The sequence below is a fragment of the Streptomyces sp. NPDC051907 genome (assembly GCF_040681075.1).
Lineage (GTDB): Bacteria > Actinomycetota > Actinomycetes > Streptomycetales > Streptomycetaceae > Streptomyces.
In genome coordinates this window covers 1-23,001 of record NZ_JBFAYB010000090.1, presented here as the reverse complement: position 1 = coordinate 23,001, position 23,001 = coordinate 1, and the positions used below count along the sequence as shown (strand labels likewise).

Below are 23,001 nucleotides of genomic sequence, written 5' to 3'. Positions count from 1 at the left end.
AGGCCCAGGTCCGGCGCTGGTCGGCGCCCGTCGGCGCTGGTCGGTGCAGTTCGGCGCTCGTCAGCGCCCGGTTACAGGGTCTGGAGCGTCACCAGCGTGATCCGCAGCGACGCGCCCTCGCCCTCGGTCTCGATGCGGACCCGCTGACCGGGCCGGAGCAGCCGCAGCCCGCCCGCGTCGAAGGCCGCCGCGTCGAACTCCACCGGGGTGCCGTCGTCGAGCAGCACGCTTCCGCTGCGGGTCTCGGAGTCGTACGTGTACGAGGTCGCCTGCATGCCGAGCAGCCTAGCCGCCATGTGCGGATGCGCCCCTAGCCGTCCAGGGCATGGGCGCCGGGCGCCCAGCGCTCCGCTGTGCGCGGGCCCACGCCCAGCGCCAGCGCCGCCTTCAGATCGTCCGCCGTGTCCACGTCCTGCCGCACCGAATCGACGCCGGCGAGCAGTATTTCCACGGCCCCCGAAGCCGAATGGCGTCGGCGGGAGGGGCCGCCGAAAGCAGGGCGCAATTCCGCCCCCGGCGCGGCCGAGAGCAATGTCGTGCCGATTCCCGTCGCATCCGCCAGAAATGCCCGGGGAAATGCCGAGGCCCGGGCCAGTACCCGCGCCAATTCCGCGGGACGCAAGGCCGGCAGGTCGGCGTTGAGCGCGGCCACCGGAGCGGCCGGACGCCGCCCGCGCACCGCCCGGGCGCCGTGCGCGAGAGCCGCGTTGAGCCCCGCCGCCGGAGCGTCCGGCACGATCCGCGCCCCCAGCGCGGCGAGCTCCACGCCGGCCGCCGGATCGTCCGTGACGACCGCCACATCGCGCACCGACGGGCAGGCCAGCGCCGCGGCCACCGTGTCCAGGGCGAAGGCGAGCGCGAGAGCGGGGCGCAGCGCGTCGCCCGCGGCGGCCGCCAGCCTGCTCTTGGCCAGTACGAGGGGCTTCAGCGGGACGACCAGGGACCAGGCCGGCGTCGGGTCGGTGTTCGTGGCGAGCTCTCCGTCCATGCGCATCGGGCCCCATTGTCGCCCGAGCCCGCGCCGGTCCGGCGGTCTGGGCCCGGGGGCGGGGCGTACCGTGTTCTCGACAGACCAGGGGCCTGGGGGAACACTTGACCCCCAGCAGCCAGGCAGTAGCCCGGTCATAGAGGAAGGTGTCCGAGTGTCCCGCCGAAAAATCGGCTTCTGGTACCGCCTGGCGGCGGTCATCGCTAAACCGCCGCTGCTGCTTCTGTTCAAGCGGGACTGGCGGGGAATGGAACACATTCCGGCGGATGGCGGATTCATCACCGCGGTCAACCACAACTCGTATCTCGACCCGCTCTCCTACGCCCACTTCCAGTACAACTCGGGACGTGTGCCGCGATTCCTCGCGAAGGACGGGCTGTTCAAGGGCTCGTTCGTGGGGATGATGCTCCGCGGCACCCAGCAGATCCCCGTGTACCGGGAGACGACCAACGCGCTGGACGCCTTCCGCGCCGCCGTCGACGCCATCCAGCGGGGCGAGTGCGTGGCCTTCTACCCGGAGGGCACCCTCACCCGCGACCCCGACATGTGGCCCATGGCGGGCAAGACCGGCGCCGCGCGCGTCGCGCTGATGACGAAGGCCCCGGTCGTCCCGGTCGCCCAGTGGGGCGCGAACCTGGCGATGCCGCCGTACGCGCGGGAGGACAAGCTGCGGCTGTTCCCCCGCAAGACGCTGATCGTGCAGGCGGGCCCGCCCGTTGATCTGTCCCGCTTCCACGGACTCGAGCCGACCCCCGAGGTGCTGCGCGAGGCGACCGAGGCCATCATGGCCGCGATCACCGCGCTGCTGGAGGAGGTGCGCGGCGAACAGGCGCCGCTCGAGCCGTACGACCACCGCAGGGCCCGTGCAGAACAGCGGCGCAAGGCCGCCGGGGAGGAAATCAAGTGACGCACCCCGTCAAGGCGGCCGTCTTCGGAACCGGCTCTTGGGGCACGGCCTTCGGCATGGTGCTCGCCGACGCGGGCTGCGAGGTGACCCTGTGGGGCCGCCGCGCCGAACTCGTCGACGCCGTCAACACCACCCGCACCAACCCCGACTATCTGCCGGGAATCGAGCTGCCCGCGACGCTGCGGGCCACCACCGACCCGTCTCAGGCTCTGCGCGGCGCGGACTTCACCGTGCTCGCCGTCCCCTCCCAGACCCTGCGCGGCAACCTCGCCGACTGGGCGCCCAAGCTGCCGGCCGAGACGGTCCTCGTCTCGCTGATGAAGGGCGTCGAACTCGGCACCGCGAAGCGGATGAGCGAGGTCATCGAGGAGGTGGCCGAGGTTCCCGCCGAGCGCGTCGCCGTGGTCACCGGGCCCAACCTGGCCAAGGAGATCGCCCAGCGCCGGCCGGCCGCCGCCGTGGTCGCCTGCCGCGACGAAGAGGTGGCCCAGCGGCTTCAGTCCGCCTGCCACACGCCCTATTTCCGCCCGTACACCAACACCGACGTGGTGGGCTGCGAACTGGGCGGCGCGGTGAAGAACGTGATCGGCCTCGCCGTCGGCATCGCCGACGGCATGGGCCTGGGCGACAACGCCAAGGGCTCGCTGATCACCCGCGGCCTCGCCGAGACCACCCGCCTAGGCCTCGCCATGGGCGCGGACCCGCTGACGTTCTCGGGCCTCGCGGGCCTGGGCGACCTGGTCGCCACCTGCTCCTCGCCGCTGTCGCGCAACCACACCTTCGGCACCAACCTCGGCAGGGGCATGACGCTCCAGGAGACCATCGCGGTCACCAGGCAGACCGCCGAGGGAGTCAAGTCCTGCGAGTCGGTGCTGGATCTGGCTCGCCGCCACGGCGTCGACATGCCGATCACGGAAACGGTCGTCGGCATCGTCCACGAGGGCAAACCGCCGGTGGTCGCCCTGAAGGAGCTGATGTCGCGCAGCGCCAAGGCCGAGCGCCGCTGACGTGATTCGAACCAGCGGGTAGTCTCAACCCGATATGAGCAGCGAGAACCTCCCCCAGAGCCCTGAGCAGCAGCTCCGCAAGCCGCGCGTAGCCGTCGTCTTCGGCGGTCGCAGCTCCGAACACGGGATCTCCGTGGTCACCGCCGGCGCCGTGCTGCGCGCCATCGACCGTACGAAGTACGACGTCCTGCCCATCGGCATCACGACGGACGGCCGGTGGGCGCTGACCGCCGACGAGCCCGAGCGGATGGCCATCGCCGACCGCCGCACGCCCAGCGTCGAGGAGCTCGCCGAGTCCGCCGAGGGCGGCGTCGTGCTCTCCGTCGACCCGGCCAACCGCGAGGTCGTCTACAGCGAGCCTGGCGCCGTGCCCAAGGCGCTGGGCGAGGTCGACGTGGTGTTTCCGATGCTGCACGGCCCGTACGGCGAGGACGGCACCCTCCAGGGCCTGCTCGAGCTCGCCGGCGTCCCCTACGTCGGCTCCGGGGTGCTCGCCTCGGCCGTCGGCCAGGACAAGGAGTACATGAAGCGCGTCTTCACCTCCTTCGGGCTGCCCGTCGGCCCGTACCTGGTGATCCGCCCCCGGGAGTGGGAGCAGGACGCCTCCGCCGCCCGCAAGAAGATCATCGACTTCGCCGGCGACCACGGCTGGCCGCTGTTCGTGAAGCCGGCCCGCGCCGGCTCCTCCATCGGCATCACCAAGGTCGAGGAGCTCTCCGGCCTCGACGCGGCGATCGAGGAGGCCCAGCGGCACGACCCCAAGATCCTCGTCGAGTCGCTGCTGCGCGGCCGGGAGATCGAGTGCGGCGTGCTGGAGTTCGAGGACGGCCCGCGCGCGAGCGCGCCGGCCGAGATCCCGCCGGTCAGCTCGCACGACTTCTACGACTTCGAGGCCAAGTACATCGACTCGGCGGCCGGCCTGGTGCCCGCGCCGCTGACCGACGAGCAGACCGCCGAGGTCCGCCGGCTCGCGGTCGAGGCGTTCGACGCCGCGTCCTGCGAGGGCCTGGTCCGCGCGGACTTCTTCCTCACCGAGGACGGCGAGTTCGTGATCAACGAGATCAACACCATGCCGGGCTTCACGCCGATCTCCATGTACCCGCGGATGTGGCAGGAGAGCGGCGTCGGCTACCCGGAGCTGGTGGACCGGCTGATCCAGGCCGCGCTGCGGCGCACCACCGGACTGCGCTGAGCCTGGGGCTCTGGCTCCGCCCGGATTCGGCCGCCCCCGGGGCACGGCCCGCTGATCAGAGGCTGGACGGGATCGTCTTCGCGACGGACTCGGCCAGGTCGGTGAGCGGGCCGGCGTCGTGGGCGTACTTCGTGGAGAGGGTCACCTCGACATAGGCCTTGCGGTACGTCGTGGTGAAGCGGGGCCCCGCGTCCCGCTCCTCCACCAGCCAGTCGACCCCGTCGACCTCCAGCCCCTGCGCCTGAGGATCGCTCATCCTCTCGGGCCGGGGCACCCCGCAGCGCAGTACGATCGCCCCATCGCCCCAGCCGGCGGTCAGTTCGGACTCCGGTCCGGGATCCTCGCGGTCCTGCCCGGCGACCGACTCCGGCAGCTCCTTGTGCAGCGCGCTGCACAAGGCGCTCTGCTCGGCCGGCGGGCTGGGAACCGTGATCGACGCGGCTGCGTCCGTGGAGGAGCAGCCCGCGGCGGCCAGTACGACGAAGGCGGCGGCGGACAGGCAGAGGGGCCGACGGCTGGGATACGTCACCGGCCAAGCGTAGACGGGGGCTAGAGGTGCACGACCGGGCAGGTCAGGGTGCGGGTGATGCCGTCCACTTGCTGGACCTTGGCGACCACCATGCGGCCGAGGTCGTCGACCGTGTCGGCCTGGGCGCGCACGATCACGTCATAGGGACCGGTCACGTCCTCGGCCTGGATCACTCCCGGAATCTTGCCGATGGTCTCGGCGACGATCGACGCCTTGCCCACCTCGGTCTGAATGAGGATGTACGCCTGTACCACGGAACCTCCAGGGCGGCCACGAGGATCATGTGGGGGGAAGAGACGCCACGGTATCGCGTAGCCCTGGGCCGCGGGGAGACCTCCGCGCCGGGCGGCGCCCGCAGCGTGGCGTACGGAAAACAGAAGTTGACGTATCTCTTGACGGTACCTACGCCGCGGACGGCTCGCGACCGCAGGCAATCAGCTCTGCCGGACCATCCGGCAGGACGACGGAGAGGTGAGACTCGGTGAAGGGCACTGTGGGCGAGTTGGGGGAGTTCGGGCTCATCAGGGAGCTCACGTCCCGGCTCACCTCCACCCCCGCGGTACGGCTGGGGCCGGGCGACGACGCCGCGGTCGTGGCCGCACCCGACCGCAGGGTCGTGGCGAGCACGGACCTCCTGCTGGAGGGGCGGCACTTCCGCCGCGACTGGTCGACGGCGTACGACGTCGGCCGCAAGGCCGCCGCGCAGAACTTGGCCGACATCGCGGCGATGGGCGCGGTCCCGACCGCGCTGCTGCTCGGCCTGGTCGTCCCGGCCGAACTCCCGGTCACCTGGGCCACCGAGCTGATGGACGGCATCCGCGACGAATGCCAGGTCGCGGGTGCCGCGGTGGTCGGCGGCGACGTCGTCCGCGGAGACGTCATCACGCTCGCGATCACCGCGCTCGGCGATCTGCGCAACCACGAGCCGGTGACCCGGGCCGGAGCGCAGCCCGGCGATGTCATCGCGTACACCGGCTGGTTGGGCTGGTCCGCCGCCGGGCACGCCGTGCTCTCGCGCGGCTTCCGCTCGCCGCGCGCCTTCGTCGAGGCGCACCGGCGCCCCGAGCCGCCGTACCACGCGGGCCCCGCGGCCGCCGGGCTCGGCGCGACCGCCATGACCGACGTCAGCGACGGGCTCGTCGCCGACCTCGGCCATATCGCGGAGGCGAGCAAGGTCCGCATCGACCTGCGCTCCGGGCTGATCGACATCCCCAGCCAGATGAACGACATCGGGCAGGCCGTCGGCGTCGACCCGCTCCAGTGGGTCCTGACCGGGGGAGAGGACCACGCGATCGTGGCGTCCTTCCCGCCGGACGCGAAGCTGCCGGCCCGCTGGAAGGTGATCGGCGAGGTGCTCAACCCGTCCGCGCTGCCGCAGGTGACCGTGGACGGCGCCCCATGGACCCGCAAGAGCGGCTGGGACCACTTCGGGGACATCGAGGACGGCAAGTAGGTTCGGGGGCATGCAGACACCTCCACTGCCTCCGCTGCCTCCACGCGTGCTCGCCGTCGCCGGATCCGACTCCGGCGGCGGCGCCGGCGTTCAGGCCGATCTGAAGACGATGCTGGCGCACGGCGTGCACGGCATGAGCGTGCTCACCGCCGTCACGGCGCAGAACTCGCTCGGCGTGCAGGGCGCGTGGGAGCTGCCCGTGGAGGCGGTCCGGGCCCAGTACCGCAGCGTCGTCGACGACATCGGCGTACAGGCCGTGAAGACGGGCATGCTGGCGTCCGCGGCGCTGGTGGAGGCCGTGGCCGAGCTGCTGGCCGGCACGGACGCGCCCGCGGTCGTGGACCCGGTGGGGGTCTCCAAGCACGGCGACCCGCTGCTGGCGGCGTCCGCGCTCGACTCGGTGCGCACCAAGCTGCTGCCGGTCGCCACCGTCGCCACCCCCAACCTCGACGAGGTCGCCCAGCTCACGGGCATCGTGGTCGAGGACGAGAGCGGAATGCGCCGGGCCGCCGACGCGGTGCTCGCGTTCGGGCCGCGCTGGGCGCTGATCAAGGGCGGCCACCTTCCGGCGGACGGCCGGCGAGCGGGCGGGCCCGAGGCCGTGGACCTGCTGACGGACGGCGTGGAAGTGCACTGGCTGCGCGCGCCCCGGCACGACAACCGGCACACCCACGGCACCGGCTGCACGCTGGCGTCGGCGATCGCCTCGGGGCTGGCGCGGGGTCTCGCGGTGCCCGAGGCGGTACGGGCGGCGAAGGAGTACGTCACGGGCGCGATCCGGGCCGGCTTCGCGCTGGGCGCGGGGATCGGGCCGGTGGACCACGGGTGGCGCCTCCGATAGCCGAGGCGGGCGGCCCCGGCCCCGCGCCTCAAACTCCCCCAGACTTCGTCCGGGGGGACCCCCACGAGGCTGAATTTGCCCGGCCATCCCAGCCAGTTCCGAGGCACGGGGGCGAGCAATTCCAGCCCGTCCGGCGCTTGAGGACGGACCCGCGCCTGGGGGAGGCCCGCCACTCCAGCCCGTCCGGCGTTTGAGGACGGACCTTGCGCGGGAGGTCCCGCAGGAACGGTCGCCCGCCCCCGCGGGGCTCCGCCCCGGCCCGTCCGGCGGCCGCCCGCGGACAGCGAAAAGCCGGCCCACCGAGGTGGACCGGCTTTCAAGGCAACCGCAGGGGCTGCGCTACGACGTAACGTCGGCGGAGTCACCCCCGCTTACGCGGGAGAGCCTCTGATTAGCGCGAGACCTTGCCGGCCTTGATGCACGAGGTGCAGACGTTGAGCCGCTTCGGCGTCCGACCGACCACGGCACGCACGCGCTGGATGTTCGGGTTCCAGCGACGGGACGTACGGCGGTGCGAGTGCGAAATGTTGTTGCCGAAGCCCGGCCCCTTGCCGCAGACGTCGCAGTTGGCAGCCACGGGTCACTCCAAAGACTTCAGATGCACTTACAGTGAAATCCGGCGCGCCGGAATCAGTGATCTGATGGTGGCTTTGCCGGGGGAATGGCCCGACTCTCATCGGGCAACCGGAGCAGCATACAACGACTGCGTCCGTAGAACGAAACTACCATGGCTTCCCCGGCCCCTGCTCCGGCCCCTGATCAGGCCCGGGTCTACCCTGCGGTGCAGCCAGCCTCCCCTTTCTCGCCCTGGGGGCGTGGAGGGGACCGCCGAAGGAGGACCTCGTTGCCGCAGACCCTCGACGCCGCAGCGGTACGGACCTGGTGCTCACTGGCGCTGGACGCGCTGGGCCGGGAGCGCGAGGAGATCGACGCGATCAACGTCTATCCGGTCGCGGACGGGGACACCGGCACGAACCTCTATCTCACCGTGGAGTCCGCGGCCCAGGCCGTCGAGGCGGTGTTCGCCGCGCACGAGACCGGCGTCTCGCAGCCCGCCCCCGCCGACGCCATGCGCTCTATGGCGCACGGCGCGCTGATCGGGGCCCGGGGGAACTCCGGGACGATCCTGGCGCAGCTGCTGCGGGGCATGGCCGAGCGGATCGGCGAGGGAGACCATCTGGCGGGGGCGCTGGAGCGGGCCGCGCTGCTGGCGCGGGAGGCCGTGGCGCACCCGGTCGAGGGGACGATCCTGACGGTGGCGGGCGCGGCGGCCGAGGCGGCCGGCTCCGCGGTGGACGACGCGGCCATGGCGGCCTACACAGGCGCGCGGGCCGCCCTGGAGGCGACGCCGGGGCAGCTGGCGGTCCTGGAGCGCGCGGGCGTGGTGGACGCGGGCGGCCGGGGGCTGCTCGCCGTTCTGGGGGCGCTGGTCGAGGCCGTGTCCGGGGAGGCCCCGGCGCCGCCGCCCCTGGCCCATGTACGGGCGCAGAGCACGCCGCAGCCGGCGCCGCCGTGCGCGGACGCGGGCCCGGCCTTCGAGGTGATCTACCTCCTGGAGGCCGACGACGCGGCCGTGACCCGGCTCAAGACCCGCCTCGACGGGCTCGGCGACTCCCTCGTGGTGGTCGGCGGCGACGGCCTGTGGAACGTCCATGTGCACGTCGACGACGCGGGAGCGGCGGTGGAGGCGGGCGTGGAGGCGGGCCGGCCGTACCGGATCCGCATCACCCACTTCGCCTCGGCCCACTGCGATCCCCCCGAGCGCGTCCAACGAGCCGTCGTCGCGGTGGTGCCGGGCGAGGGGCTGGCCGGCCTGTGCGCGGAGGCCGGGGCGACGACCGTGCTGGCACGGCCGGGAGAGCCGCCGGCCAGCGGCGAGCTGGTCGACGCGATCCGCCGGGCGCACGCGCGCGAGGTGGTGCTGCTGCCGAACTCCGCGGAGCTGCGCCACACGGCGGCCGCCGCGGCGGAACAGGCGCGCACGGAGGGCGTGCGGGTCGCCCTCATCCCCACCCGCTCGGCGGTCCAGGGCATCGCGGCCCTCGCCGTCCACGAGCCGGACCGCCGCTTCGACGAGGACGTCGTCTCGATGACGTCGGCGGCGGGGGCGACGCGCTACGCCGAACTCGTCGTGGCGGAACGGCAGTCGTGGACGATGGCGGGCGTGTGCCAGGCCGGGGACGTGCTGGGCCTGATCGACGGGGACGTGGCGGTGATCGGCACGGACGTGGAGGCGACGGCGAAGACGGTCCTGGACCGCATGCTGGCCGCGGGCGGCGAACTGGTCACGCTGGTCCGGGGCGAGTCGGTCCCCCAGGAGCTGACGGACTCGCTGGAGGGCCATGTGCGGGACACGCACCTGGCGGTGGACACGCTGTCGTACGAGGGCGGGGGAGCGACGCGGCTCCTGATCGGGGTGGAGTGATGCGGCGCCTGGTCGTCGGGGTGCGTGACGCGGCTTCGACCGGGGCCGGGCAGAGGCTGGCCGGGGGGCTGGCGGCGCGGCGGCGACCAGCGGATATCCACAGGTGCGCGACGGGTGTCAGTGCTGTGGTGTGCAATGGATCGCGTGCCCGCGCTCCATGAACCACTGAAGAAGACGCTCGGCGCCGCCACCGCGAAGGTGATGGCCGAGCACCTCGACCTGCACACCCTCGGCGACCTGCTGCACCACTACCCACGGCGGTACGCGGAGCGGGGCGAGCTCACGCACCTCTCCGAGCTGCCGCTGGACGAGCACGTCACGGTGGTCGCCCAGGTCGCCGACGCCCGGATGCACAGCTTCAACCGCGGCAAGGGCCAGCGCCTGGAAGTGACCATCACGGACGGCAGCGGCCGGATGCAGCTCGTCTTCTTCGGCCGGGCGGCGTACTTCCACCAGAAGGAGCTGCTGCCCGGACGGCGGGGGATGTTCGCCGGCAAGGTCGGCGTGTTCAACCGCAAGCTCCAGCTCTCCCACCCCGAGTACAAACTGCTGGACGCCGACAGCAGCGACGAGACGGTCAAGGCCTTCGCCGACGAGCTGCTGCCGATCTATCCGGCGTGCAAGCAGCTCGAGTCCTGGACGATCGAGCAGTCCCTCTCGATCGCGCTCGACACGATGGAGGCGACCGGCTGGGACGGGCTCGTCGACCCCCTCCCGCCGACGCTGCGCGAGGGGCGGGGGCTCACCGACCTGCCCGACGCGCTCCGCAGGATCCACCGGCCGCAGACCAAGGCGGACATCGCGGCGGCCCGCGACCGGCTCAAGTGGGACGAGGCGTTCGTGCTCCAGGTCGCGCTCGCGCGGCGGCGGTTCGCGGACACGCAGCTGCCCGCGGTCGCCCGCAGGGCCGCGCCGGGCGGGCTGCTGGACGCCTTCGACGCGAAGCTGCCCTTCACCCTCACGGACGGGCAGCAGAAGGTCACCGCCGAGATCTTCGCCGACCTGGCGACCGAGCACCCGATGCACCGGCTGCTCCAGGGCGAGGTCGGCTCGGGCAAGACGCTGGTCGCGCTGCGGGCGATGCTCGCCGTCGTCGACGCGGGCGGACAGGCGGCGATGCTCGCGCCGACCGAGGTGCTCGCACAGCAGCACCACCGCTCGATCACCGAGATGATGGGCGAGCTGGCGGAGGGCGGGATGCTCGGCGGCGCCGAGCAGGGCACCAAGGTCGTGCTGCTCACCGGCTCCATGGGCGTCGCGGCCCGGCGCCAGGCGCTGCTGGACCTGGTGACGGGCGAGGCGGGCATCGTCATCGGCACGCACGCGCTGATCGAGGACAAGGTGCAGTTCCACGATCTGGGGCTGGTCGTCGTCGACGAGCAGCACCGCTTCGGCGTGGAGCAGCGCGACGCCCTGCGCTCCAAGGGCAGGCAGCCGCCGCATCTGCTGGTCATGACGGCGACCCCGATTCCGCGCACGGTCGCGATGACGGTCTTCGGAGACCTGGAGACCTCCGTCCTGGACCAGCTGCCCGCGGGGCGTTCGCCGATCGCCAGCCATGTGGTCCCGGCCCAGGACAAGCCGCACTTCCTCGCACGGGCGTGGGAACGCGTCCGCGAGGAGGCGGAGAAGGGACACCAGGCGTACGTGGTCTGTCCCCGCATCGGCGACGGCGACGACGAGCCGAAGAAGAAGACGCCGGAGGACGACGCGGACAAGCGCCCGCCGCTCGCGGTGATGGAGATCGCGGAGCAGCTCGCGGCGGGGCCGCTGAAGGGGCTGCGGGTCGAGGTGCTGCACGGCCGGATGCAGCCGGACGACAAGGACGACGTCATGCGCCGCTTCGCGGCGGGCGAGGTCGACGTGCTCGTGGCCACGACCGTCATCGAGGTCGGGGTGAACGTCCCGAACGCCACGGCGATGGTGATCATGGACGCGGACCGCTTCGGCGTCTCGCAGCTGCACCAGCTGCGCGGCCGGGTGGGCCGAGGCTCGGCCCCTGGACTCTGCCTGCTGGTCACCGAGATGCCGGAGGCGAGCCCGGCGAGGGCGCGCCTGGGCGCGGTGGCGGCGACGCTCGACGGCTTCGAGCTCTCCCGCATCGACCTGGAGCAGCGCAGGGAGGGCGATGTGCTGGGCCAGGCCCAGTCGGGCGTGCGCTCCTCGCTGCGGATGCTCACGGTCATCGACGACGAGGAGGTCATCGCGGCGGCCCGCGAGGAGGCGGCGGCGATCGTGGCCGCGGACCCGGAGCTGACGGACCTCCCGGCGCTGCGCACCGCACTGGACGCGCTCTTGAACGAGGAGCGGGAGAGCTACCTGGAGAAGGGCTGACCCCGGGGCGGGCGCCGGAGCCTGGAGAAGGGGCGGGCGGCTGCCTGGAGAAGGGCTGAGCCCGGGGCGGGCGGGCTGCCTGGAGAAGGGCCGACCCCGGGGCGGGCGCCGGAGTCTGACGCGGCGCCCCCGCCGCCCGTCGTCGAACAAAGCCATATCGTGGGGGTGAACCCGCGCTCAGCCCCACCCCCCGACGACGAGGACCCCCACCCATGACCCGCGTGATCGCCGGCGCCGCCGGTGGGCGGCGGATTGCCGTGCCGCCCGGGACGGGCACCCGCCCCACCTCCGACCGTGCTCGTGAGGGGCTCTTCTCCAGCTGGGAGTCGTTCCTCGGCACGTTCAGCGGCATCCGCGTCGCCGATCTGTACGCCGGCTCCGGCGCCGTCGGCCTGGAGGCCCTCTCCCGCGGCGCCTCCCACGCCCTCCTCGTCGAGGCCGACGCCCGAGCCGCCCGCGTCGTCCGGGACAACGTCCGCGCCCTCGCGCTGCCCGGCGCGGAGGTCCGCACGGGCAGAGCGGAGCAGATCGTCGCCGGACCGGCTCCCGAGGACCCGTACGACGTCGTCTTCCTGGACCCGCCCTACGCCGTCACCGACGACGATCTTCGCGAGATCCTCCTCACACTCCGCGTCCAGGGCTGGCTCAAAGCCGACGCGCTCGCCACCGTGGAGCGCAGCACCAGAGGCGGGGAGTTCGTCTGGCCCGAGGGATTCGAGCCACTGCGGGCCCGTCGCTACGGCGAAGGCACGCTTTGGTACGGTCGCGCCGCCTCTACGTGCGAAGACGCACGATGAACGGACCGGAGAGCGAGGGACTTCAGTTGCGCCGCGCAGTCTGTCCGGGGTCATTCGACCCCATCACCAACGGACACCTCGACATCATCGCCCGAGCCTCCAAGCTGTACGACGTGGTGCACGTCGCGGTGATGATCAACCAGTCGAAGCAGGGCCTGTTCACGGTCGACGAGCGCATGGACCTGATCCGCGAGGTCACCGGCGCGTACGGGAACGTCGTGGTCGAGTCCCATCACGGCCTGCTCGTCGACTTCTGCAAGGAACGCGACATCCCCGCCATCGTCAAGGGCCTGCGCGCCGTCAGCGACTTCGACTACGAGCTGCAGATGGCCCAGATGAACAACGGCCTCTCGGGCGTCGAGACGCTCTTCGTCCCGACGAACCCCACCTACAGCTTCCTCTCCTCCAGCCTGGTCAAGGAGGTCGCCGCCTGGGGCGGCGACGTCTCCCACCTGCTGCCGCCCCAGGTCCACGCGGCCCTGGTCCAGCGGCTCGGCGAGAAGTGACCGGCTGACACCGCGTCACCCGGTGTCGGACGGGTCCCGACTGGCCGTACAGTCGTCCCGTCCGTCTCCAATCGGCTTGCAGAGAGTGGCGAACACACGGTGGACGTGCAGAAGAAGCTCGACGAGATCGTCGACGCGGTCGGGAGCGCCCGGTCCATGCCCATGTCGGCCTCCTGCGTGGTCAACCGCGCCGAGCTGCTCGCCATGCTCGAAGAGGTCCGCCAGGCCCTCCCCGGCTCGCTCGCCCAGGCCCAGGAGCTCATCGGCGGCCGCGAGCAGCTGGTCGAGCAGGCCCGCCAGGAGGCCGAGCGGATCATCCAGACCGCCCACGCCGAGCGCGGCTCGCTGATCTCGGACACCCAGGTCGCCCGCCAGTCCCAGGACGAGGCGGACCGCATCCTCGCCGAGGCCCGCAGGGAGGCCGAGGAGATCCGCGCCGAGGCCGACGACTACGTCGACTCCAAGCTCGCCAACTTCGAGGTCGTCCTCAACAAGACCATCGGCTCCGTCGACCGCGGCCGCGAGAAGCTGCTCGGCCGCGGCCCCGGTCTGGACGCCCAGGGGTACGCCGACGAGGACGCCCCCGAGTACAGCGCGGACCCGCAGACGCTGATCCAGCGTGCGGACGAATACGTCGACGCCAAGCTCGGCGCGTTCGAGGCCGTGCTCTCCAAGACCCTGGTGGCGGTCGGCCGCGGCCGGCAGAAGCTGCACGGCCGCACCACCAGCGACGCCCTCGGCGAGCACATGGCCGCCCAGGACGCGGCCGGCGCCCAGCAGCACGCCAGCGACGCCGACTATCTGGCCGGCCTCGCGGAGGTCCCCGAGCCCCAGCCCCAGCCGCAGGCCGAGGTCCCCGCCCCGCCGCAGGCCCAGCCCCAGTACGCGCAGATCCCCGCGCAGACGGACCCCTACGCGTATCAGTCGCAGGACGCCTACGCCGGCTACCAGCAGGACCCCTACGCCGCGTACCAGCAGCAGGGCTACGACCAGCAGCAGTACGCCCAGCAGGATCCGTACGCCGGGGGCGCCTCCCATGCCGGAGGCTATGGGGGACAGCAGCAGGTCCCGCAGCAGTCGCAGCAGCAGGTCCCGCAGCTTCCGCCGCACCCGCCCCAGCAGGCCCCCGAGGCCCAGCAGGCCGGCGGCGCCCTCGACGAGACCAGCCTCTTCGACACCAGCATGATCGACCTCGAGCAGCTGCGCCGGTACGAGCAGGGGCGCTGACCCAGGCGCCGGGATCCTCCGGATTGGGTCTTCAGCGGCCCGTCCAGTATCCTGGCTCTTCGGTCGCGCGTAGCTTCGCGATCCCGGCTGCCCGCTTCGACCCCAGAATCGGGCCGGCCCCTCTCCCACGATCCGAAAGCAGGAAGAGCCCTGAGCACGCGCCTCGACCACCGCAACCCCCTCGTGTTCGACACACACGAGCTGGGTCGGCGGCCTGGTGCCCTCCAGCGGCTCTCCCGCACGGTAGACGCGCCCGGCTCGCCGGCCGTCCTCGGCGTCGAGGGTGTCATCGGGGTGCCGGGCGGCGAGCCCGTCGAGCTCGACCTCCGCCTTGAGTCGGTCATGGAAGGGGTGCTTGTCACAGGCACCGCCCGTGCATCGGCTGAGGGGGAGTGCGTAAGGTGTCTGGAGCCGCTGCGCCAAGAGGTCGCGGCGGACTTCCAGGAGATGTTCTCGTACCCCGACGCCGACGACCGGGGCCGCGGCCGTGCCGCGGAGCCCGGCGACGACGCCGAGGACGAGAGCATGATCTTCCTCGAGGACGGCATGTTCGACCTCGAACCCGTGCTGCGCGATGCGGTGGTGCTCGCACTGCCGATGCAGCCGGTGTGCCGGGAGGACTGCGCAGGTCTGTGTTCCCAATGCGGAATCAACCTGAACGAAGACCCGGACCACCACCATGACGCCGTCGACATTCGTTGGGCGGCACTGCAGGGACTCGCCGGTTCACTCGGGACCGATGAGAAGGACAACATGAGCGGCGCCGAACCGGGCGTCGACGAGAAGCAGGAGAAGTAGCCGTGGCTGTTCCGAAGCGGAAGATGTCGCGCAGCAACACGCGCCACCGCCGGTCGCAGTGGAAGGCTGCGGTCCCCACCCTGGTTTCGTGTGAGCGTTGCCAGGAGCCCAAGCAGCAGCACATCGCGTGCCCGAGCTGCGGCACCTACAACAAGCGCCAGGTCCTCGAGGTCTGAGCGGCTGGTGAGAGGCCCGATGTCTGAGCTGTCCAATGCCAAGAAGCAGGCAGACACAGTAAACGCAGCCTCGTCCCACACGCTTCTGGAAGGGCGGCTCGGGTATCACCTCGAGTCCGCCCTTCTGGTGCGTGCGCTGACCCACCGCTCGTACGCGTACGAGAACGGCGGCCTGCCCACCAACGAACGGCTCGAATTCCTCGGGGATTCGGTCCTCGGCCTGGTGGTCACCGACACCCTCTACCGCACCCACCCCGACCTGCCCGAAGGCCAGCTGGCCAAACTGCGGGCCGCGGTGGTCAATTCGCGTGCGCTGGCGGAGGTCGGCCGCGGCCTCGAGCTCGGGCTCTTCATCCGGCTCGGCCGCGGTGAAGAGGGCACGGGCGGCCGGGACAAGGCGTCCATCCTCGCCGACACCCTTGAAGCGGTGATCGGCGCGGTCTATCTCGACCGGGGCCTCGAAGCGGCGTCGGAGCTGGTGCACCGGCTCTTCGACCCGCTGATCGAGAAGTCCTCGAACCTCGGAGCGGGCCTGGACTGGAAGACCAGTCTCCAGGAGCTCACCGCAGCCGAGGGGCTCGGCGTTCCGGAGTATCTCGTCACCGAGACCGGCCCGGACCACGAGAAGACCTTCACTGCTGCCGCCCGCGTCGGTGGTGTCTCGTACGGCACCGGCACCGGCCGCAGCAAGAAGGAAGCGGAACAGCAGGCGGCGGAGTCCGCGTGGCGGGAGATCCGTGCCGCCGCGGACGAGCGCGTCGCAGCGGCGAAGGCAGCGGCGGAGGCCACGGCGGAAGCCGTGACCGAAGCGGACGCCGGCGCCGCCGACCAGACCGAGGCCGAAGGGGCCGCCGACACCCCTTCGCCCGCGGACGACCGGGCCTCGGCCTGAGGCCTCGGGGCCGCGTCCGTCCGTGCTTCCTTCGGGCCCGCCAGGGGAGACCCCGGCAGAGCCTGTGAGATCCGGTGAAGCCCCTCGCACCGCTGGTGCGAGGGGCTTCACGGGTTTTCCGTCGCCCACCTGGCGGTACGCTGCCGACATCACCGCGTGAGTCGTCGAAGGAGCCCCGTGCCCGAGCTGCCCGAGGTCGAAGTCGTACGCCGTGGACTCCAGCGCTGGGTCGGCGGACGGACGATCGCCGAGGTCGAGGTGCTGCACCCGAGGGCGGTCCGCCGCCATCTCGCGGGCGGCGAGGACTTCGCCGCGCGGCTTCGGGGCCACAGCGTCGGCGTCGCCCGCCGCCGCGGAAAGTACCTCTGGCTGCCGCTCGCCGACACGGACACCTCGATCCTCGGCCACCTCGGCATGAGCGGCCAGCTCCTGGTGCAGCCCGAGGGCGCCCCCGACGAGAAGCATCTGCGCATCCGCATCCGCTTCGACGACGCGCTCGGCACCGAGCTGCGCTTCGTCGACCAGCGCACCTTCGGCGGGCTCTCCCTCCACGACAACACCCCGGAGGGCCTCCCCGACGTCATCGCGCACATCGCCCGCGACCCGATCGACCCGGCCTTCGACGACGCGGCCTTCCACACCGCGCTGCGCCTGCGCCGTACGACGATCAAGCGGGCGCTGCTCGACCAGTCGCTGATCAGCGGCGTCGGAAACATCTACGCGGACGAGGCGCTCTGGCGCGCCAAGCTCCACTACGACCGTCCCACCGCCGCCCTCGCCCGGCCCCGCTCGGTCGAACTCCTGGGCCATGTACGGGATGTGATGGTCGCGGCTCTGGCCGTCGGCGGCACGAGTTTTGACAGTCTGTATGTGAACGTGAACGGTGAATCAGGCTATTTCGACCGGTCGTTGGACGCGTACGGCCGGGAGGACGAGCCGTGCCGCCGGTGCGGCACTCCGATACGGCGGCGGCCCTGGATGAACCGCTCCAGCTACTTCTGTCCGCGCTGTCAGCGTCCGCCCCGCACCTCGGCCTCGCCGGGCGCCTCGGTCTGACCCGGCAGCGTCGGCTCCTGACCGGTCAGCCGCGCCCGGCCCCTCTCGCGCGCCTCGTCGTATCGCTCACGAGAGGCGATCACCTCCGGCATCCGGGCCTCGACCAGGTCGATCAGCCCGATCAGCCGCTCGGCGACGGCGCGGCCCAGCGGGGTGAGCTCATAGTCGACCCGGGGCGGATTGGTGTGCTGCGCCTCCCGGTGGACGAGACCGTCGCGCTCCAGCGCGTGGAGCGTCTGGGAGAGCATCTTCTCGCTCACGCCGTCGACGCGGCGGCGCAGCTCGTTGAAGCGGAGGGACCCCTCGTACAGCGAGCCGAGCGTCAGACTGCCCCAGCGTCCGGTCACATGCTCGAGCGTGACGCGTGAGGGGCAGTACTTCGAGAACACATCAAATGGGTGGATACCGTCCATGGCGGTCACCCTACCTCCGCTTGCTCCCGCGCAGCGCTGTGCGGCAGAAAGCAGAAGGCAGAGAGTGGAAGGCCGAAAGCAGAAAAGCCGAACGGCCCCCGTCGCGGATGCGAGGGGGGCCGTTCGGTCGTGCGGTGCGCTCAGAAGCCGAAGTCCTGCGTCCACCAGGGCCCGCCCGGGCCCATGTGCACGCCGACGCCCAGCGTCTTGTAGCTGCAGTTCAGGATGTTCGCGCGGTGGCCGTCGCTGTTCATCCAGGCGTTCATCACCGCGTCCGCGTCGGCCTGGCCGCGGGCGATGTTCTCGCCGCCCAGGCCGGTGACGCCCGCCTTCTCGGCGCGGTCCCAGGGCGTCGCCCCGTCCGGGTCGGTGTGGTCGAAGAAGCCGCGCGCCGCCATGTCGGCGCTGAAGTCGCCGGCCAGGTCGGCGAGCTCGGGGTCGGCCGTGACCGGGCTGCACCCGACCTTGGCGCGCTCCGCGTTGACCATGCTCAGCACGGTCGCCTCGGCGTCGTCCGCGGCGGAGGAGGACGGCGCGGCGGGCCGCTTGGGCGCCCGCTCCGGCGCACGCGTCTGCGTACGGCTGGGAGCCGCGCTCTCCTTCTTCTCCTCTGCCTTCCGCTCCTCCTGCTTCGGAGGCGCCGGCGCCTTGGTCGGCTTGGCCGGCTTCGAAGACGCCGTCTTCGAAGGCGTCGCCTTGGGCTTGTCCGGGGTCTTGCTCGCCTTCGCGGGGGTCTTGCTCGGCTTGGCCGGCGTCCCCGAGGGGCTCTTGGACGGGGCGTGCGGGCGCTGCGCCGTCGGGCTGGCGGACTTCGAGGCCTCGTTCGTGGGCTCGGAGCTCGTGTCGCCCTGCGTCTGAAGCCTGGCGGAGCCCTCGGTCCGTACCTGCTCGGCCGCGTCGCCGCCGCTGACGGTGAAGGTGTCGCCGCCCGGCAGCAGGCCGGACGCGACGGCCACGGCGCCCACCGCCATGGCTGCGGAGGCGCCGAGCAAGCCGGTGCGGACGGGCAAACGCCGGGAGCGTCGATGGCGTCCCATGTGCTGTGCCTTCCTTGCTCGACGGTCGAACGTCGGTCGATCATCAAAGTGACTCACCCATACGAGTGAGTTCATTGCGACGGGACTGTAGCCGATGCCAGGAGAGAGGGAAGTGCTCCGAGTGCAATTGCCCGGTTACCGTGCACGCATGAACGATGTTGCTCGGCTCACCGCGTGGGTACGCGGTCGAGTACAGGGAGTGGGCTTCCGCTGGTTCACCAGGGCAAATGCTCTGGAGATCGGCGGCCTTACCGGCTTCGCCCTCAATCTCGACGACGGAAGGGTGCAAGTTGTAGCAGAAGGTCCACGTGATAATTGCCACCGTTTGCTGGAGTGGCTTCGCTCGGACGACACACCCGGACGTGTGGACGGAGTCACAGAGATCTGGGGCACTCCGCGAGGCGGTTATGAGGACTTCGCGATCCGCTGACGCGCGACCGGTCATTTCATCGTTCTGGAGTGCTGTGGACATGCCTCGCGCACCTGCCCGCGGCAGAAATGACCTGGTGGTTGCCAAGAAGGGCTTGTCGTGCCAGGCTGCGCGAGTAAGGATGATCCTTACGCCCCCAGGGCCCCGCAGAAGAGGCTCCGCCGCGTGTTCCGCGGCCGTATGCCCCCGGGTTGCCCGCTGATACGGGGCGTGATCGTGTTGACCGTCAAACTTTTTGGTGAGACTCTGGAAGCCCCGCGCACCTTAGCTGTTTGGCAGTAAGAACCGCAGCAATAACAAGCAGTAACAAGCACTGTCGAGCACCGCGGGTGCGAATCCCTCACGACCCACACCGCTTCGGTCGGTCACTCAGTGTGGAGGACCATCCATCATGGCAAAGGCGCTTCTCGGTTACGTCGGCGGTTCCGACCCGCGACTCCTCGCCGAGATGCGACGGCTTCAGCAGCGCGTCCAGGACCTCGAATCCGAGCTTGTACGGATCCAGTCCGAGAACGACGCGCTCAATGCTGCCGTCGCTCAGCACCCTCGAGAGTCGCTGCTTGACGGCATCGACATCGATGTACCTCAGGCGGAGCCAGCGCTCACCTGAGCGAGGTGATCTGCTCGAGATACATCGCGCAAGATATGCAAGGGACGCCTCGGCGTCCCTTCTTTCTTTCCGCCCCCCGTGCCGTGCAGGCCTTCGGCCCGACTCTTACCGAATGATCTGCCCTGCGTCCTGACGGGTGAAACCGTGCGCACGCTGTCTTCCCCGGGTACGGCTGTTCGACACCCGGCGGACATCTCCCGGTGGCAGGCCCGACCGGACAGGCTCCGGCGATCACGGCAAGGCGAAAGGTAGAGTCCGGCTGCGTGCACCTCAAGGCCATGACCCTGCGCGGGTTCAAATCCTTCGCCTCGGCGACGACGCTGCGTTTCGAGCCGGGCATCACCTGTGTCGTGGGCCCGAACGGCTCCGGCAAGTCCAATGTGGTGGACGCGCTCTCCTGGGTCATGGGCGAACAGGGCGCCAAGTCCCTGCGCGGCGGAAAGATGGAGGACGTCATCTTCGCCGGCACGACCGGGCGCCCGCCGCTCGGCCGCGCGGAGGTGTCGCTGACCATCGACAACTCCGACGGCGCGCTCCCCATCGACTACGCCGAAGTCACCATTACGCGGATCATGTTCCGCAACGGCGGCAGCGAATACCAGATCAACGGCGACACCTGCCGGCTGCTCGACATCCAGGAGCTGCTCTCCGACTCCGGCATCGGCCGCGAGATGCACGTCATCGTCGGACAGGGCCAGCTCGACTCCGTGCTGCACGCGGACCCGATGGGGCGACGGGCCTTCATCGAGGAGGCGGCCGGCGTCCTCAAGCACCGCAAGCGCAAGGAGAAGGCGCTGCGGAAGCTCGACGCGATGCAGGCGAACCTCGCGCGCGTACAGGATCTGACCGACGAGCTGCGGCGGCAGCTCAAGCCGCTGGGTCGGCAGGCCGCGGTGGCGCGCCGCGCCGCCGTCATCCAGGCCGATCTGCGCGACGCGCGGCTGCGGCTGCTCGCCGACGATCTCGTACGGCTCCGCCAGGCGCTCTCGACCGAGATCGCCGACGAGGCCGCGCTCAAGGCGCGCAAGGACGCGGCCGAGGCCGAGCTCAAGGCGGCCCTGGCGCGCGAGGCCGACCTGGAGGACGAGGTGCGGCGGCTGGCGCCGCGGCTGCAGCGGGCCCAGCAGAGCTGGTACGAGCTGTCGCAGCTGGCCGAGCGGGTGCGCGGGACGATCTCGCTGGCCGACGCGCGGGTCAAGAGCGCCACCCAGGCCCCCGCGGAGGAGCGGCGCGGCCGGGAGCCCGAGGACATGGAGCGCGAGGCTGCTCGGATCCGCGAGCAGGAGGCGGAGCTGGAGGCCGCGCTGGAGGCGGCGGAGCACGCCCTGGAGGACACCGTCGCGCACCGGGCCGAGCTGGAGCGCGAGCTGACGGTCGAGGAGCGTCGGCTGAAAGACGTGGCCCGGGCCATCGCCGACCGGCGCGAGGGGCTGGCCCGGTTGAACGGGCAGGTCAACGCGGCCCGTTCGCGGGCCGCTTCGGCGCAGGCCGAGATCGACCGGCTGGCGACGGCCCGCGACGAGGCCCAGGAGCGGGCGACGTCGGCCCAGGAGGAGTACGAGCAGCTCAAGGCCGAGGTCGACGGGCTGGACGCGTCCGACACGGAGCTGGGCGACCGGCACGACGCGGCCAAGCGCGAGCTCGCCGACGCGGAGTCGGCGCTGAGCGCGGCCCGCGAGGCGCTCACGGCGGCGGAGCGCAAGCGCGCGGCGGTCGCCGCACGGCGCGAGGCGCTGGCCCTGGGGCTGCGGCGCAAGGACGGCACGGGCGCGCTGCTCGGCGCGAAGGACCGGCTGGCGGGCCTGCTGGGGCCGGCGGCCGAGCTGCTGACGGTGACCCCGGGTTACGAGGTCCCGGTCGCGGCGGCGCTGGGAGCGGCGGCGGACGCGCTCGCGGTGAGCGACCCGACGACGGCGGCGGAGGCGATCCGCCTGCTGCGCAAGCAAGACGCGGGCCGGGCGGCGCTGCTGGTGGCGGCGGTGAGCACGGGGGCGGGGGCGGTGCCTGCGGCTGTTTCTGTGTCTGCTCCTGTTCCTGCGTCTGTTCCTGTTCCTGCTCCGGCTTCTGGGTCTGTTCCCGCACCCGGCCCCGGTCCGGCGTCCGCTCAGGCTTCGGCTGCCGTCCCGGTGCCGGGCCAGGGCCCGGCCGAAGGCGAGGACGGCTCCGGCGCGGCCGCCGGAAGGGGCCAGGGCGCAGAGCACGCGTCGTATGCCGCGACCGGCTCCGTACCCGCGTCCGCTCACGCTTCGGCTGCCGTTCCGGCGCCGGGTCACGCGCCAGCCGGGGGCGAGGAGGGTTCCGGCGCGTCCGCCGGCAGGGGTCAGGGCGCGGAGCACGCGTCGTATGCCGCGACCGGCTCCGTACCCGCCCCCGCTCAGGCTTCGCCTGATGTTCCCGCCCCGGGACACGCACCGACCGGAGGCGAGGAGGGCTCCGGCGCCCCCGACCTCGAGCCGTCCGGACACGCCGCCGTCCCCGCACCCAGTCCGCTGCCCGCCCAGGGCACCGCGTCAGCCGGCGCGCGCCCCGTCGTCGAACTCGTCCGCGGGCCCGCCGCCTTGCTGCCCGCCGTGCGGCGCCTCGTCCGCGACATGGTGGTCGTCGGGACCCTGGAGGACGCCGAGGACCTGGTCGCCTCGCGGCCCGACGCCGTCGCCGTCACCGCAGAGGGCGACGTGCTCGGCGCGCACTTCGCCCAGGGCGGGTCGGCCGGCGCGCCCAGCCTGCTCGAGGTGCAGGCCTCCGTCGACGAGGCCGCCGCCGAGCTGGAGGAACTGGCCGTACGGTGCGAGCAGCTGGCCCTGGGCCAGCAGGAGGCGACCGACCGGCGGCGCGCGTGCGCCGCCCTCGTCGAGGAGCTGGGCGAGCGCCGGCGCGCCGCCGACCGCGAGAAGTCCGCCGTGTCCGGGCAGCTCGGCAGGCTCGCCGGCCAGGCCCGCGGCGCCGCGGGGGAGGCCGAGCGCTCCGCCGCGGCCGCCGCCCGCGCCCAGGAGGCCCTGGAGAAGGCGACGATGGACGCCGAGGAGCTCGCCGAGCGGCTGCTCGTGGCCGAGGAGGCCCCGGCCGAGGAGGAGCCCGACACCTCCGTACGGGACCGTCTCGCCGCCGACGGCGCCAACGCGCGCCAGACCGAGATGGAGGCCCGCCTCCAAGTCCGTACGCACGAAGAGCGCGTCAAGGGCCTGGCCGGCCGCGCCGACGCGCTCGACCGGGGGGCCCGCGCCGAGCGCGAGGCACGCGCCCGCGCCGAGCAGCGCCGCGCCCGGCTGCGCCACGAGGCCGAGGTCGCCGCCGCCGTGGCCGCCGGCGCCCGTCATGCCGGAGGCGCGGTCATCGCGCGGGAGTTCCCTCCGCCGCCCGTGAGCGTCGACCAGGTCGCTCCC

General features: G+C 72.1%; 24 protein-coding genes. 17 read left to right on the top strand and 7 right to left on the bottom strand.

The features are described from left to right. Positions 1-71: 71 nt before the first annotated feature. Together AB0M39_RS32935 and cofC are read right to left on the bottom strand one after the other, a co-directional pair. Positions 72-275 carry a hypothetical protein gene (locus tag AB0M39_RS32935; RefSeq protein WP_307660878.1) on the bottom strand — a complete coding sequence of 68 codons (204 nt, stop codon included), beginning with the start codon at positions 273-275 and terminating at the stop codon, positions 72-74. Positions 276-310: 35 nt separating this feature from the next. After that, on the bottom strand, positions 311-994 hold the full coding sequence (cofC, locus tag AB0M39_RS32930; RefSeq protein WP_365370271.1) for a 2-phospho-L-lactate guanylyltransferase: 684 nt from the start codon (positions 992-994) through the stop codon (positions 311-313). A 148-nt stretch (positions 995-1,142) separates the two neighbouring features. On the opposite strand from cofC, the gene AB0M39_RS32925 reads away from it, so the two are divergent. The 3 genes from AB0M39_RS32925 to AB0M39_RS32915 are packed head-to-tail and all read left to right on the top strand — an operon-like array spanning position 1,143 to position 4,094. Then, a complete protein-coding gene (locus AB0M39_RS32925) occupies positions 1,143-1,895 on the top strand; it encodes a lysophospholipid acyltransferase family protein (RefSeq protein WP_365370269.1) in 753 nt (250 codons plus the stop codon). After that, a complete protein-coding gene (locus AB0M39_RS32920) occupies positions 1,892-2,902 on the top strand; it encodes an NAD(P)H-dependent glycerol-3-phosphate dehydrogenase (protein ID WP_365370267.1) in 1,011 nt (336 codons plus the stop codon). The genes AB0M39_RS32925 and AB0M39_RS32920 overlap by 4 nt, the downstream gene beginning before the upstream one ends. A gap of 34 nt (positions 2,903-2,936) precedes the next feature. After that, the gene (locus AB0M39_RS32915; RefSeq protein ID WP_365370265.1) at positions 2,937-4,094 is read left to right on the top strand and encodes a D-alanine--D-alanine ligase family protein; all 1,158 of its coding nucleotides are present in this window, start codon (positions 2,937-2,939) and stop codon (positions 4,092-4,094) included. Between the two features lie 55 nt (positions 4,095-4,149). On the opposite strand, the gene AB0M39_RS32910 is transcribed toward AB0M39_RS32915, so the two are convergent. Both AB0M39_RS32910 and AB0M39_RS32905 read right to left on the bottom strand, forming a co-directional pair. Then, positions 4,150-4,623 carry a DUF3515 domain-containing protein gene (locus AB0M39_RS32910; protein WP_365370263.1) on the bottom strand — a complete coding sequence of 158 codons (474 nt, stop codon included), beginning with the start codon at positions 4,621-4,623 and terminating at the stop codon, positions 4,150-4,152. Positions 4,624-4,643: 20 nt separating this feature from the next. Next, positions 4,644-4,877: an Lrp/AsnC ligand binding domain-containing protein gene (locus tag AB0M39_RS32905; protein ID WP_365370262.1), complete on the bottom strand. Its 234-nt coding sequence runs from the start codon at positions 4,875-4,877 to the stop codon at positions 4,644-4,646. Between the two features lie 227 nt (positions 4,878-5,104). Here AB0M39_RS32905 and AB0M39_RS32900 point away from each other — a divergent pair, with 227 nt between their 5' ends. Together AB0M39_RS32900 and thiD are read left to right on the top strand one after the other, a co-directional pair. Beyond that, entirely contained in the window at positions 5,105-6,076 is a 972-nt protein-coding gene (locus tag AB0M39_RS32900; protein ID WP_365370260.1) for a thiamine-phosphate kinase, read from the top strand. A gap of 10 nt (positions 6,077-6,086) precedes the next feature. Next, the gene (gene thiD, locus AB0M39_RS32895; RefSeq protein WP_365370258.1) at positions 6,087-6,917 is read left to right on the top strand and encodes a bifunctional hydroxymethylpyrimidine kinase/phosphomethylpyrimidine kinase; all 831 of its coding nucleotides are present in this window, start codon (positions 6,087-6,089) and stop codon (positions 6,915-6,917) included. A 391-nt stretch (positions 6,918-7,308) separates the two neighbouring features. Here thiD and rpmB read toward each other — a convergent pair whose 3' ends face one another. Next, on the bottom strand, positions 7,309-7,494 hold the full coding sequence (gene rpmB, locus AB0M39_RS32890; RefSeq protein ID WP_003957616.1) for a 50S ribosomal protein L28: 186 nt from the start codon (positions 7,492-7,494) through the stop codon (positions 7,309-7,311). 267 nt (positions 7,495-7,761) lie between these two features. Between rpmB and AB0M39_RS32885 the strand changes: the two genes are divergently transcribed. The 9 genes from AB0M39_RS32885 (at position 7,762) to mutM (ending at position 17,128) form a co-directional block, all read left to right on the top strand. Then, complete coding sequence (locus tag AB0M39_RS32885; RefSeq protein WP_365370256.1) at positions 7,762-9,342, top strand: DAK2 domain-containing protein; 1,581 nt, start codon at positions 7,762-7,764, stop codon at positions 9,340-9,342. A gap of 135 nt (positions 9,343-9,477) precedes the next feature. Beyond that, the gene (gene recG / locus AB0M39_RS32880; RefSeq protein WP_365370254.1) at positions 9,478-11,676 is read left to right on the top strand and encodes an ATP-dependent DNA helicase RecG; all 2,199 of its coding nucleotides are present in this window, start codon (positions 9,478-9,480) and stop codon (positions 11,674-11,676) included. Positions 11,677-11,888: 212 nt separating this feature from the next. Further along, entirely contained in the window at positions 11,889-12,473 is a 585-nt protein-coding gene (rsmD, locus tag AB0M39_RS32875) for a 16S rRNA (guanine(966)-N(2))-methyltransferase RsmD (RefSeq protein ID WP_365370252.1), read from the top strand. A 26-nt stretch (positions 12,474-12,499) separates the two neighbouring features. Then, complete coding sequence (coaD, locus tag AB0M39_RS32870) at positions 12,500-12,979, top strand: pantetheine-phosphate adenylyltransferase (protein ID WP_365370250.1); 480 nt, start codon at positions 12,500-12,502, stop codon at positions 12,977-12,979. 99 nt (positions 12,980-13,078) lie between these two features. Further along, on the top strand, positions 13,079-14,206 hold the full coding sequence (locus tag AB0M39_RS32865) for a cell division initiation protein (protein WP_365370248.1): 1,128 nt from the start codon (positions 13,079-13,081) through the stop codon (positions 14,204-14,206). 150 nt (positions 14,207-14,356) lie between these two features. Next, complete coding sequence (locus tag AB0M39_RS32860; RefSeq protein ID WP_365370295.1) at positions 14,357-15,004, top strand: DUF177 domain-containing protein; 648 nt, start codon at positions 14,357-14,359, stop codon at positions 15,002-15,004. Between the two features lie 2 nt (positions 15,005-15,006). Further along, a complete protein-coding gene (gene rpmF / locus AB0M39_RS32855) occupies positions 15,007-15,180 on the top strand; it encodes a 50S ribosomal protein L32 (RefSeq protein ID WP_026165248.1) in 174 nt (57 codons plus the stop codon). A 19-nt stretch (positions 15,181-15,199) separates the two neighbouring features. Beyond that, positions 15,200-16,072, top strand: coding sequence for a ribonuclease III (gene rnc / locus AB0M39_RS32850; RefSeq protein WP_365370246.1), 873 nt, complete (start codon positions 15,200-15,202; stop codon positions 16,070-16,072). Between the two features lie 177 nt (positions 16,073-16,249). Further along, positions 16,250-17,128, top strand: a complete 879-nt coding sequence (gene mutM, locus AB0M39_RS32845; RefSeq protein ID WP_365370244.1) for a bifunctional DNA-formamidopyrimidine glycosylase/DNA-(apurinic or apyrimidinic site) lyase — start codon at positions 16,250-16,252, stop codon at positions 17,126-17,128. On the opposite strand, the gene AB0M39_RS32840 is transcribed toward mutM, so the two are convergent. Then, positions 17,083-17,541: a helix-turn-helix domain-containing protein gene (locus AB0M39_RS32840; RefSeq protein WP_365370242.1), complete on the bottom strand. Its 459-nt coding sequence runs from the start codon at positions 17,539-17,541 to the stop codon at positions 17,083-17,085. The two genes, mutM and AB0M39_RS32840, sit on opposite strands and share 46 nt — an antisense overlap. Before the next feature lie 140 nt (positions 17,542-17,681). After that, positions 17,682-18,578, bottom strand: coding sequence for a CAP domain-containing protein (locus AB0M39_RS32835; RefSeq protein WP_365370240.1), 897 nt, complete (start codon positions 18,576-18,578; stop codon positions 17,682-17,684). 148 nt (positions 18,579-18,726) lie between these two features. Here AB0M39_RS32835 and AB0M39_RS32830 point away from each other — a divergent pair, with 148 nt between their 5' ends. From AB0M39_RS32830 to AB0M39_RS32820, 3 genes are all read left to right on the top strand, one after another. Next, positions 18,727-19,008, top strand: a complete 282-nt coding sequence (locus AB0M39_RS32830) for an acylphosphatase (RefSeq protein ID WP_365370238.1) — start codon at positions 18,727-18,729, stop codon at positions 19,006-19,008. Between the two features lie 391 nt (positions 19,009-19,399). Then, positions 19,400-19,618, top strand: a complete 219-nt coding sequence (locus AB0M39_RS32825; protein WP_365370236.1) for a hypothetical protein — start codon at positions 19,400-19,402, stop codon at positions 19,616-19,618. A gap of 263 nt (positions 19,619-19,881) precedes the next feature. Then, a partial coding sequence (locus AB0M39_RS32820; RefSeq protein ID WP_365370234.1) for an AAA family ATPase occupies positions 19,882-23,001 on the top strand: 3,120 nt, incomplete at its 3' end.

Excerpts from the sequence above, each read along its gene's own strand:
- AB0M39_RS32825 (WP_365370236.1), top strand. The coding sequence starts at position 19,400 with ATGGCAAAGGCGCTTCTCGGTTACGTCGGCGGTTCCGACCCGCGACTC.
- AB0M39_RS32935 (WP_307660878.1), bottom strand. The coding sequence starts at position 275 with ATGCAGGCGACCTCGTACACGTACGACTCCGAGACCCGCAGCGGAAGC.
- AB0M39_RS32835 (WP_365370240.1), bottom strand. The coding sequence starts at position 18,578 with ATGGGACGCCATCGACGCTCCCGGCGTTTGCCCGTCCGCACCGGCTTG.
- AB0M39_RS32830 (WP_365370238.1), top strand. The coding sequence starts at position 18,727 with ATGAACGATGTTGCTCGGCTCACCGCGTGGGTACGCGGTCGAGTACAG.
- thiD (WP_365370258.1), top strand. The coding sequence starts at position 6,087 with ATGCAGACACCTCCACTGCCTCCGCTGCCTCCACGCGTGCTCGCCGTC.
- AB0M39_RS32915 (WP_365370265.1), top strand. The coding sequence starts at position 2,937 with ATGAGCAGCGAGAACCTCCCCCAGAGCCCTGAGCAGCAGCTCCGCAAG.
- AB0M39_RS32840 (WP_365370242.1), bottom strand. The coding sequence starts at position 17,541 with ATGGACGGTATCCACCCATTTGATGTGTTCTCGAAGTACTGCCCCTCA.
- cofC (WP_365370271.1), bottom strand. The coding sequence starts at position 994 with ATGCGCATGGACGGAGAGCTCGCCACGAACACCGACCCGACGCCGGCC.
- rsmD (WP_365370252.1), top strand. The coding sequence starts at position 11,889 with ATGACCCGCGTGATCGCCGGCGCCGCCGGTGGGCGGCGGATTGCCGTG.
- rnc (WP_365370246.1), top strand. The coding sequence starts at position 15,200 with ATGTCTGAGCTGTCCAATGCCAAGAAGCAGGCAGACACAGTAAACGCA.
- recG (WP_365370254.1), top strand. The coding sequence starts at position 9,478 with ATGGATCGCGTGCCCGCGCTCCATGAACCACTGAAGAAGACGCTCGGC.